The organism is Micromonospora sp. NPDC005203 (assembly GCF_042872705.1).
GTDB lineage: Bacteria > Actinomycetota > Actinomycetes > Mycobacteriales > Micromonosporaceae > Micromonospora.
This window is the reverse complement of sequence record NZ_JBIAKV010000002.1, coordinates 318,665-329,137: the sequence shown is the minus strand read 5'-3', so window position 1 is coordinate 329,137 and position 10,473 is coordinate 318,665. Positions and strand designations below refer to the sequence as shown.

Genomic DNA, 10,473 nt, shown 5'->3' with positions numbered 1-10,473 from the left:
GCGGGGCTCGCAGACCCGGCTCACTCCTCGCGCTCACAGTGCCACCTTCGTTCGCGACTGCGGGGCTCGCAGACCCGGCTCACTCCTCGCGCTCACAGTGCCACCTTCGTTCGCGACTGCGGGGCTCGCAGACCCGGCTCACTCCTCGCGCTCACCAGCGTCACCAACGTCCTCTCGAAATCCGTACGGCAAGGTAGACCAGGCCGCCGGCAAGCCCGCCCAGGCCAGCGACCAACAGGCTGACAAACCCGATCTCGGTAACCATCCCGACCATCCTATGCTGGGCCACATGGCCCGCACTCTCGTCGTCAAGGCCACCGCTGGGGCGGACGCCCCGGAGCGGTGCGCACAGGCATTCACGGTCGCCGCGACGGCGGTCGCGGCCGGCGTGGACGTATCGCTCTGGCTGACCGGTGAGTCGACCTGGTTCGCCCTGCCCGGTCGCGCCCAGCAGTTCGAGCTGCCGCACTCCGCGCCGCTGGCCGAGTTGCTGCACGTCATCCTGACCAGTGGCCGGGTGACCGCGTGCACCCAGTGCGCGGCCCGACGTGAGATCGGCCCGGACGACGTACTGCCCGGGGTCCGGATCGCGGGCGCCGCCGTCTTCGTCGAGGAGGCGATGGCGGAGGGTGCACAGGCGCTCGTCTACTGACCGCTTCACGCGGTTCGTCGATTCGAGCGGAGTGCGGATACTGGCCCGACAACCCGGGCAGCTGCCTACGATTCGGATGTGACCGAGGCGACGGAGAGGTTCTTCGAAGCACTGCCGTCCCGCGCCCCCGACATCCTGGGCGGCCTGGCCGACGGAACCCTGCAGATCGACCTCGACGACGACCACCAGACCGAGCACTGGCTGGTCCGGATGCGACCCGGGTCGGTGCAGGTCAGCCGCGGGCGCGGGCCGGCCGACGCCATCTGGTACAGCAGCGTCGCTCTCTTCGACCGACTGATCGTCGGCGAGGCCCAGGGCGTCGCGGCGGTGCTCCGCAACGAGAGCACGTTCAGCGGCGACGTGGTGCTCTTCCTCGCCTTCCGCCGGTTCTTCCCGGACCCGCCCGGCACCCGCGACCCCCGGGAAACGGCACGCCGGACAGCCGGACGACCGGCGTGAAGGAACTCGTCAGCATCCTGGACGGCAACACCTTCCTGGTCAGCGACCGGCGGGGGGACATCGAACCGTCCTTCGACTTCCCCACCGGGCTGTTCTCCTTCGACACCCGATTCCTGTCCACGTGGGTGCTCACCCTGGACGGCGAACGGCTGCACGCCCTCTCCGTCGACGACGCCGAGTCGTACCGCACCAAGTTCTTCCTCGCCCCCGGGGAACCCACGCACTATCTGGACGCGAAGGCATCGGTGATCCGCAGCCGGGCGATCGTGGGCAGCTTCGAGGAGGAGCTGACCGTGCTGAACCACCTCGGCGCGGACGTCGAGTGCACCGTCCGGATCGAGATCGGGGCCGACTTCGCCGACCTGTTCGAGATCAAGAACTCGCGGGAAGAGCGGGGCCGGACCACCGTCTCGGTCGCCGAGAACGAGCTGCGGCTGACCTACCGGCGGGAGGCGTTCCACCGGGAGACGGTGGTCAGCACCAGTGCGCCGGCGCAGGTCGATGCGACCGGGATGACCTTTCGGATCCGGGTGGCCCAGAACAGCAGGTGGACCACCCGGCTGCACGTGTCAAGCGTCGTCTACGGAGCCCGTGGTGAGGACATCCGGGCCACCCTGCCGTACGGGGGCAGCCGCAGCGCGGACGTCATCCGGGCGGAGCAGCAGGAGCTGATCGACCGGGCGCCGAAGCTCGGGTGCGACTGCGAACCCCTGGCCGGGGCGTACCGGCGCAGCCTCAACGACCTGGCCGCCCTGCGCTACGAGTCGATCGCCCTGGGCGTGCGGCTGATCGCCGCGGGACTACCCTGGTTCATGACCCTGTTCGGCCGGGACAGCATCATCACCTCTCTACAGGTGCTGCCGTTCCTGCCGGAGCTGGTCCCACCGACCATCCTGATGCTGGCCGGACTCCAGGGGCACCGGGTGGACGACTTCCGGGACGAGGAGCCCGGCAAGATCCTGCACGAACTGCGGTACGGGGAGACCGCCGGCTTCGAGGAGCAGCCGCACTCGCCGTACTACGGGTCGGCCGACTCGACACCACTGTTCATCATCCTGATCGACGAGTACGAGCGTTGGACCGGTGACTCCGCACTGGTGCGCCGGCTGGAGCCGCAGGTCCGCGCGGCGTTGCAGTGGATCGACACGTACGGCGACCTGCTCGGCACCGGCTACCTCTGGTACCAGACCCGCAACCCGGAGACCGGCCTACAGAACCAGTGCTGGAAGGACTCCTGGGACGCCATCTCGTACGCCGACGGCCAGTTCCCCGGGTTCCCCCGGGCCACCTGCGAACTACAGGGGTACGCGTACGACGCGAAGATCCGGGCCGCGCGGCTGGCCCGGACCGTCTGGAACGACCCGGAGTTCGCCGACCAACTGGAGAGGGAGGCCGCCGACCTCAAGCGGCGGTTCGACCGCGACTTCTGGATCGCCGACCGCGAGTACTACGCGGTCGCGCTGGACGCCGACGGCCGGCAGGTGGACGCGCTGACCTCGAACATCGGGCACCTGCTGTGGAGCGGAATCGTGGACGAGTCCCGTGCCGGCAAGGTGGTCGAGCACCTGCTCGGGCCACGGCTGTTCTCCGGCTGGGGGGTGCGCACGCTCGCCGCGGACGAGGGACGGTACAACCCGATCGGCTACCACGTGGGCACGGTCTGGCCGTTCGACAACTCGATCATCGCCTGGGGGTTGTGGCGGTACGGCTTCCGGGACGAGGCGGGGAAGCTCTGCGACACGTTGCTGGCGGCCTCCCGATACTTCGAGGGGCGACTCCCGGAGGCGTTCGCCGGCTACGACCGGGATCTCACCGACTACCCGGTGGAGTACCCGACGGCGTGCAGCCCGCAGGCCTGGTCGACAGGCACCCCACTGCTGCTGCTGCGGGTGATGCTGGGGCTCGAGCCGCAGGGCGAGCACCTGATCATCGACCCGGCCGTGCCACCGGGGATGGGCCGGCTCGAGCTGCTGGACATCCCGGGCCGGTGGGGCTTGGTCGACGCGTTGGGGCGCAGCCGCGAACAGCCGGATGCACCGGGTGAGGGCTGACCCGAGGACCTGCCCGGTTCAGCTCGGACAGCCGACGGTGGCGGCCAGCCGGGTGTCGTCCGGGACGAGCTCGGCGAGCACCGTGACCGCGCCGGTGCGGTACGCGTACACCGGGGGGTTGTCCAGCAGTGGGGCGGCGTCGGCCAGTGGGGCGAGGGCGGCCGGCGACGCGGCCGGGCCGGGACCGCCCGCGGACCGTGCGGTGCGAGCCGACCCGCCGCCCGGGCAGGGCGCGGTGACCAGCTCCGGCGCGGTGTCACCGGGCCGGCCGAGGGCCGCCAGCGCGGCGGTCAGTGCGGCGGCTTCCGGACCGGCGGCGGTCGGCTGGGCTGGTCGGTAGCCGGAGCCGACCGGCCGGCAACCGGTGTCGACGAGCAACAGCACTCGGCCGTCCACGGTCGGCCGCCCCTCGACGGCCACGAACTCACCCGCGTCGGCGTACAGCTCGGGGCCGTCCAGCCCGGAGCCGACGCCGGCCCGCCAGGTCGCCGGCAGCCGATCGGCGATGCCGTCCAACACGGCCCTCTCGGTGCCGGCGGGCGCGAGTACGCCGATCTCGCGTCGCAGCCTCGCCCCCTCCGCGAACGGGGTGACCCGGCAGCCGGCAGCGATCCGCGGCGGGCTCAGCTCCAGCAGGCCGGCGGCACCGGCGGCCCGCGCCAGCTCACCTATCGCCCGGTCGACCACCGGGCCGGCCTGGTCGAGGGAACGCTGCTCGCGAACGGTCGGCGGGTCGCTGCGGACCGACATGGTGGTGAGCACGGCCAGCAGCACGGCCCACACCACGGTCGCGGCCAGCAGCCAGCGCCGCCGTCGCCGGGCGGGTGCCGGCACGGTGGGACCGGCCGAAGAGGCCCGACCCGTCTGGACAGCACCGCTCACCCGGTCATGGTGTCACGCGCCCGCCGCCGGCCCGGCGGCGGAGGCGGTTGGCGGTACGGTCAGTGGTCGTTCAGCCGCGGCGGCGGGTCGAGTCGATAGCCGACGCCGCGCACCGCGTGCACCTGCGGTCCGCCCGGCAGGCCTCGTAACCTGCGCCGGAGCCGCTTGATCGTGGACTGCAGCGCCGCGGTGTCGGCGCCACCCAGCGCGGAGGCGCAGAGCTGTTCGTAACTCCACACCACCAGCGGCGGGCCGATGAGCCGGGCCAGCAGTTCCCGTTCGGTGCGGGAGAGCGGCAGCGGGTCGCCCCGCCAGGTCACCAGTTGTGCGGTCGGGTCGACGACCAGCTCACCCCAGCGGACGGGTCCCTGCGGCGTCGCGGGCGCGGCGACCGGCCCGACGACCGACGACGAGCCACCCGGCGACGGGGACAGCAGCGCCCGCAACTGGGTCAGGTCGGCGCAGTTCACCACCGAGCCGACCCCGTCGAGCCGGCGCAGCACCCGACCGAGCACCCCGGCATCCGCGCTGACGCAGACGACGATCGGAACCTCCGCGCCGGACTCGCCGCCACCCTGCGCACCAACCGTGATTTCCACCAGTAGATAGTGACGTACGCCAATGAATTTGATTGGCCATCCGCACTCCTGGCGCCACTGAAATTCTCCCGCCTACCACAAGGTCCACCCGCTCGCGGCTTGCCCGGCCGCACCACTCGCACACACTGTCGTGAAACCGACACCAACGCGACCCAACAGCCGGTGCCGTCGATTGACGGTGGGTAGTGGACTAGTGACGCGAGGATCCGCAACGCGGTCCGCGTCGTCGGAGGGAGGCACTAGGGTGACGCCAACAGCGACGTCGTCGACGGCGAGAGGACCAGCAATGGGCACCGCCATCGTCAAGACCCCGCAGGAGCTGCGCGAGTGGCGAGCTCGGCTCCTGGAGCGCGTCCACATGAGCAAAGAGACGCTGTATGACCTGGGGCGCAACTTCGAGCTCCGCGCCGACGAACGCGGCGTCTACGAGATGGTCCGCTCGATCGACTACCTGCTCGGCGATGACGACTGACGGGACTCCCGTCTCTCCGGGCCTGATCGCCCGAGCCAGCGCCTTCGCCGACGACATCACCAGCCGAGTGCAACGAGTGGTGAGGACAGACAAGCACCTGTCCGCGCTGCTGATGCCCGGCAGGAACGGCGGTCGCGTCATGGTGGGCATCGTCGAGGGAGACGACTTCGGAACGTTTCCGCTGTACATCGACAACAAGCACCGCCTTGACCTGCTAATCAAGTTCAACTGCTGCATGGATTCGAGCGGCAGGCACCTGGCGACGGACGCCTCCTGGCTCCATGTCACACCCAAGGGCGAAAAGGCACCGTTGTTTCGCTACGAGTACGTCCGCGAGTTCCAATCCGGCGTGCCATGCGCGCACCTCCACGTACACGGCCACCGTGACGAATTCGCCTTTGTCATGCAGGACGGGCCGAGCGGGCGCCCAAGAGCCCGTAAGCGCAGGCACGAGGTCCCACGGCTTGCCAAGTTCCACTTCCCGCTCGGCGGACACCGCTTTCGACCTTGTGTGGAGGACGTCCTCCAGGCCGTGGTGGAGGAGTTTTCCGTCGACACCGTCGAGGGATGGCGGGACGCAGTCGGGGAAGGTCGGGAGGAGTGGCGCAAGCTGCAGTTACTGGCCGCGGTACGTGATGCTCCGGGCATCGCCGCTCGAGCGCTGGAGGAACTCCAATACAAGGTGGTTCCGCCCGACTCAGCCCCCGCCGACAACCAGAGCAGGATGCGAGCTTACTGACCCTGCCGACGAACGACCGGGGCCGGCCACCCGCGTGGGTGTCCGGCCCCGGTCGATCGGAGCAGTGGGTCAGGCGACGGTGACGCCAACCTCGTTGACGCCCCGGCCGGCGGTGACGGCGGTGTCGCCGTTGCCGTGCCGGGACAGGGCCCGCAGCGTCCAGGAGCCCGGCGCGGCGAAGAACCGGAACTGGCCGGCCGCCGAGGTCACCACCTCGGCGGTGAACTCGCCCGTCGAGTCGAGCAACCGGACGTACGCACCCGGCACCGGCTCGTCCTCAGCGGAGCGGACGATCCCGGTGATGACGGTTTCCTTCTCCAGGTCCAGGCTGGCCGGCAGCGGCGCGGCCTGGTCGGGCGCGGCGCAACCCGCGGCGATGGGGAGGGTCATGATCAGGCCTCCCCGGGTTCGTCACCGAGCGCGACCGGCACGCCGACCAGCGAGCCGTACTCGGTCCAGGAGCCGTCGTAGTTCTTGACGTTGCGGTGGCCCAGCAACTCCTGGAGCACGAACCAGGTGTGCGAGGAGCGCTCACCGATGCGGCAGTAGGCGATGGTCTCCCTGCCGTCGTCGAGGCCCGCGTCGCCGTAGATCCGGCGCAGCTCGTCGTCGGACCGGAAGGTGCCGTCCTCGTTGGCCGCCTTGGACCACGGGACGCTGATCGCGGTCGGGATGTGACCGCCCCGCTGCGCCTGCTCCTGGGGCAGGTGGGCGGGGGCGAGCAGCCGGCCGGCGAACTCGTCGGGGCTGCGCACGTCGACCAGGTTCTTGGTGCCGATCGCCGCCACGACCTCGTCCCGGAAGGCCCGGATCGAGGTGTCCGGCTCCTGCGCGACGTACTGCGTCGCCGGGCGGGTCACCGAGTCGGTGACCAGCGGGCGGGCATCCAGCTCCCACTTCTTGCGACCGCCGTCGAGCAGCTTCACGTCGCCGTGGCCGTAGAGCTTGAAGTACCAGTAGGCGTACGCGGCGAACCAGTTGTTGTTGCCGCCGTAGAGGATGACGGTGTCGTCGTTGCTGATGCCCCGCTCGGAGAGCAACGCCTCGAACTGCGTCTTGTTGACGAAGTCCCGGCGGACCTGGTCCTGCAGGTCGGTCTTCCAGTCAATCTTGATGGCGCCGGCGATGTGGCCGGTGTCGTAAGCCGAGGTGTCCTCGTCGACCTCGACGAAGACGACGCCCGGGGCGTCGAGGTTCTTCTCGGCCCACTCGGCCGAAACGAGTGCGGTGTCGCGACTCATCGAATCACTCCCTGGTGAGGATGGATGGTGAGCCAACGCGCGAGCATTGATGGGTGTAACTGTCGCACCACGCGCGGGACCCAGCGGAAGGACGGGATCACGGGTTCGTGCGACGGCGCCGCTGCCGGGCATTCGGTGGGATCACCGGAGGGTGCGAGAACCCTGTGCCGATGGCCGCCGTCAGGCGGCCGGAGACAGCCCCGCCGTCAGATGACGGGGCGACACAGGCAGGTGGCCACGCGGCACAGGTCGACCGCGCGCCGTTTGGTGAGGTGGGTCCCCATGAGCAGGGAGCCTACCAGCCGGTGACCGTGCTGCCACTGGGCCGACCACCATCCGGGAACGACCCGGGCCGTCGTCCGACCCGGGTCGCCACTCAGCTGACGGAATTGATGGGCACGTTCTTCGCGTCGGCGGTGACCGCCAAGCCTTCCGGCAGCGGACGGACCTCCCGGACGGCGAGTTGGAACGGCAGCTCCGGCAGGGGCACGTCGATGGAGATGCTCTTGGCGAAGTTGTTCAGGAAGGTGCGGGCCAGCGGCAGGTTCGGCAGACCCGCGGCGTCCAGGTCGTTGAACCGCAGGGCGACCGCGCCGTTGTCGGCGACGGTGACGTCGGCGGTGCCGCTGATCGTGATCTTCTGACCGAGGATGTCGGCCGGGCCCGTGACGGCGAGCTTGCCGTTCTGCTCGCCGAGGACGAGCCCCGGGCGCTTCAGCAGCGCGGTCAGACTCTCGTAGCTGATCGTGCCGGTGCCGTTGACGGTGTCCGCCACGACGTCGCCCTGGCCGGTGCGCAGGGTGTCCACCGAGGCCCGCACGTTACGAGCGTCCACGTTGAGCACCGGCAACCGCACGGTGTCACCCTCGACCGGGGCCTGCACGTCCCGCAGTCTGATCGAGATCCGCTCGTAGCGACCGTCGAGCACCTGGGTGAGGAACGGGACTCCAGCGACCTCCACGTCCGGCTTGGTGGCCTGCCCGCCCTGCTTGGCGACCTCCTGCTGGACGCGCTCGCCGATCATCCGCTCGGCGACCCCGACGGCCACCCGGTCGGCGACGACCAGCAACCCGGCCAGCAGCAGGAGCAGCACGAACAGCCCGATGAGCAGCTTGCGGCCACGCCGTCGGGGTCGCGCCTCGTCCACCGGATAGTCCTGCGCCACGCCGCCTCCTGTCTCCGCCCGTCGCGCCGCGACGGGTCGTTCATGCCGACGCCGCAGGCCGACGCACCCGTTGGTACCCGAGCGGCTCCGCGCTCAACCGTGACTCAGAGGAAGAGCATGCACATGGCGTACGCGGCCGGTGCCGCGAGGGCGAAGCCGCCGAGCGGACCCTGCATGTGCCGGGCCACCCACATCGTGGGCGTCTCGCCGGCCATCAGCCGCCCCGCCTCCGCGTACCCCACGGCGAGATCGGAGAGGACGGCGGTGACCGCCGCGACCAGGCCGATCACGGCGGCTCGGGTCGGCGTGAAGGGTGCCACCAGGTAGCTCCCCAGGAGTGCGCTGGTGAGCGTGCCGACCATCGCGCCGGCCACCACGCCAGCGGCGCCCCGCGGCACCTGCGGAGCCAGTCGGGGCCAGGGCAGCACGGCGTCGGTCAGCCGGGCGACGGTCAGCGCGACGCCGCTGGCGGACAGGCAGACGGTGATCGCCTGGGTGCCGGCCGGGATCCGGCTGAGCACGATCAGCGTGCCGAAGGCCACCACCCCGACCACGATGAGCAGCGTGGCGCCGAGTGAGTCGGTGACCCGGACCCGGTCGACCCGACGGACCAACTGGCCGAGAACCGCGGCGAGGAACCCGCCGGCCGCCAGGTAACCCAGCGGCGCCAGTCCGGCGACGTCGGTCTGCACCGCGGCGATGTCGACGAGCGCCGCGACCACGGCGCTGATCCCGGCGACGACCAGCAGCGCGGGCGGTCGCATGGCCATGGTCCAGGCCAGTACGAACAGCAACTGGACGCCGAAGATGATGAAGGCGAACGGCAGGCGGTGACCGGGACCCGAGGTCTGTGCGCCGAGCACCAGACCGAGTCCGAGCAGCGCGGCGAAGCCGGCGATGGTCACCGCCAACTGGCGGCGTACCTCGACCGGGGGTACGACCTCCTCCTCCGGCTCGTCGACCTCGTCCTCGGATCGGCGGGCCGGCTCGCCGGCCCGCCGGGCCCGACGAGGCCCACCCCGTTCGCGGCGACCGCCGTCGGTGGTGGTGGCCGGGCCGGTACGCGGCGCGGGCGGTTGGTCGCGGGTCGGTGTGGCGGCCGGACCCGGGTGGGGCCCGGCGGGCCACGATTCGCGGCCGGCCTCGGGCGACGTGGAGGGAAACACGACCCGATCGTGCCAGACCGGCGGCCCGAAGCGGTGGTCACGGGTTTCAGCAACGTTAAAACCTGGGCCACGATCAGGGGCAAGCTAGACAAACGGGAAATGGCCTGACGGCGCGGCCAAGGCGATCGGTTACGCTCAACCCGTTACCCCGCCCGTCAGCGACGCCGGGACCACGCAATTTCTCAGCGCGCTCCCCCGTGAGTGTGTCTGGTCGCGTGCGGCCGTGCGCCGCCGGGACGGAGGTGATCGTGGAGATCCTGCTGCTGGTGACTGCGCGCGCAGGCGAACCGTCGGCTGTGCTGCCGGCACTCGACCTGCTGCCGCATTCGGTTCGCACCGCGCCGCGCGATGTTCGCACCCTGGTCGCGGGCCCCAGCCCGGACGCGGTGATGGTGGACGCCCGATCGGAGTTGAGCGAGGCCCGCGCGACGTGCCGCATGTTGCACGCCACCGGGCTCGGCGTGCCGCTCGTCGCGGTGGTGACCGAGGCCGGCCTGATCGCGCTGAACGCGGACTGGGGCGTCGACGACGTCATCCTCGCCTCGGCCGGCCCCGCCGAGGTCGAGGCCCGGTTGCGGCTGGCGGTGGGCCGGCTGAGCAACGCGACGGCTGGCGCGGGCGGCTCGATCCGGGCCGGCGAGCTGAACATCGACCCGGACACGTACGCCGCCAAGCTCAAGGGTCGGCCGCTGGACCTCACCTACAAGGAGTTCGAACTGTTGAAGTTCCTGGCCCAGCACCCGGGTCGGGTGTTCACCAGGGACCAGCTCCTGCGTGAGGTCTGGGGCTACGACTACTTCGGCGGCACCCGCACGGTGGACGTGCACGTCCGGCGGCTGCGAGCCAAGCTCGGCTCGGAGTACGAGTCGATGATCGGCACCGTTCGCCAGGTCGGCTACAAGTTCGTCGTTCCGCCGTCGCGTTCGCTTGCCGAGGCGGAGCACGCGCCACTGCCGGTCTGATCCGCGAGTCGCTCCGAGCGATTTCCCATATGCCCTTTTTGCGCAGCTTGGCAGTCCTATTCTGACTGCCGGGTTTGTCGGAGAA

The 10,473-nt window shown here is 70.6% G+C and carries 14 protein-coding genes; 6 read left to right on the top strand and 8 right to left on the bottom strand.

Going from position 1 to position 10,473, the window contains the following annotated elements:
* Window positions 1-160: 160 nt before the first annotated feature.
* Entirely contained in the window at window positions 161-265 is a 105-nt protein-coding gene (gene mtfM / locus ACFYPM_RS06750; RefSeq protein WP_030327764.1) for a small membrane protein MtfM, read from the bottom strand.
* A 12-nt stretch (window positions 266-277) separates the two neighbouring features.
* Between mtfM and ACFYPM_RS06745 the strand changes: the two genes are divergently transcribed.
* The 3 genes from ACFYPM_RS06745 to ACFYPM_RS06735 all read left to right on the top strand — a co-directional run bounded on the left by ACFYPM_RS06745 (window position 278) and on the right by ACFYPM_RS06735 (window position 3,162).
* Window positions 278-652, top strand: coding sequence for a DsrE family protein (locus ACFYPM_RS06745; protein WP_030490116.1), 375 nt, complete (start codon window positions 278-280; stop codon window positions 650-652).
* Between the two features lie 78 nt (window positions 653-730).
* Window positions 731-1,111, top strand: coding sequence for an SCP2 sterol-binding domain-containing protein (locus ACFYPM_RS06740; protein WP_387191979.1), 381 nt, complete (start codon window positions 731-733; stop codon window positions 1,109-1,111).
* Window positions 1,108-3,162: a glycogen debranching N-terminal domain-containing protein gene (locus ACFYPM_RS06735; RefSeq protein WP_387191977.1), complete on the top strand. Its 2,055-nt coding sequence runs from the start codon at window positions 1,108-1,110 to the stop codon at window positions 3,160-3,162. Before ACFYPM_RS06740 ends, ACFYPM_RS06735 begins: the two co-directional genes overlap by 4 nt.
* Window positions 3,163-3,180: 18 nt before the next feature.
* Here ACFYPM_RS06735 and ACFYPM_RS06730 read toward each other — a convergent pair whose 3' ends face one another.
* Together ACFYPM_RS06730 and ACFYPM_RS06725 are read right to left on the bottom strand one after the other, a co-directional pair.
* A complete protein-coding gene (locus ACFYPM_RS06730) occupies window positions 3,181-4,044 on the bottom strand; it encodes a hypothetical protein (protein WP_387191975.1) in 864 nt (287 codons plus the stop codon).
* Between the two features lie 59 nt (window positions 4,045-4,103).
* Entirely contained in the window at window positions 4,104-4,589 is a 486-nt protein-coding gene (locus ACFYPM_RS06725) for a winged helix-turn-helix domain-containing protein (RefSeq protein WP_387193367.1), read from the bottom strand.
* Window positions 4,590-4,929: 340 nt separating this feature from the next.
* Between ACFYPM_RS06725 and ACFYPM_RS06720 the strand changes: the two genes are divergently transcribed.
* Window positions 4,930-5,115, top strand: a complete 186-nt coding sequence (locus ACFYPM_RS06720) for a hypothetical protein (protein WP_387191973.1) — start codon at window positions 4,930-4,932, stop codon at window positions 5,113-5,115.
* Window positions 5,105-5,854: a hypothetical protein gene (locus ACFYPM_RS06715; RefSeq protein WP_387191971.1), complete on the top strand. Its 750-nt coding sequence runs from the start codon at window positions 5,105-5,107 to the stop codon at window positions 5,852-5,854. The genes ACFYPM_RS06720 and ACFYPM_RS06715 overlap by 11 nt, the downstream gene beginning before the upstream one ends.
* 69 nt (window positions 5,855-5,923) lie before the next feature.
* On the opposite strand, the gene ACFYPM_RS06710 is transcribed toward ACFYPM_RS06715, so the two are convergent.
* The 5 genes from ACFYPM_RS06710 to ACFYPM_RS06690 form a co-directional block, all read right to left on the bottom strand.
* Entirely contained in the window at window positions 5,924-6,244 is a 321-nt protein-coding gene (locus tag ACFYPM_RS06710) for a DUF1416 domain-containing protein (protein ID WP_110563260.1), read from the bottom strand.
* Between the two features lie 2 nt (window positions 6,245-6,246).
* Entirely contained in the window at window positions 6,247-7,095 is an 849-nt protein-coding gene (locus tag ACFYPM_RS06705; RefSeq protein ID WP_357253771.1) for a sulfurtransferase, read from the bottom strand.
* Window positions 7,096-7,301: 206 nt separating this feature from the next.
* On the bottom strand, window positions 7,302-7,379 hold the full coding sequence (locus ACFYPM_RS06700) for an Ms5788A family Cys-rich leader peptide (RefSeq protein ID WP_310503780.1): 78 nt from the start codon (window positions 7,377-7,379) through the stop codon (window positions 7,302-7,304).
* 92 nt (window positions 7,380-7,471) lie between these two features.
* Window positions 7,472-8,260 (bottom strand): DUF2993 domain-containing protein, encoded by a 789-nt coding sequence (locus ACFYPM_RS06695; RefSeq protein WP_387191969.1) that lies wholly within the window; start codon window positions 8,258-8,260, stop codon window positions 7,472-7,474.
* Between the two features lie 104 nt (window positions 8,261-8,364).
* On the bottom strand, window positions 8,365-9,426 hold the full coding sequence (locus tag ACFYPM_RS06690; protein WP_387191967.1) for a hypothetical protein: 1,062 nt from the start codon (window positions 9,424-9,426) through the stop codon (window positions 8,365-8,367).
* Window positions 9,427-9,668: 242 nt separating this feature from the next.
* On the opposite strand from ACFYPM_RS06690, the gene ACFYPM_RS06685 reads away from it, so the two are divergent.
* On the top strand, window positions 9,669-10,388 hold the full coding sequence (locus ACFYPM_RS06685; RefSeq protein ID WP_387191965.1) for a winged-helix domain-containing protein: 720 nt from the start codon (window positions 9,669-9,671) through the stop codon (window positions 10,386-10,388).
* Window positions 10,389-10,473 lie beyond the last annotated feature (85 nt).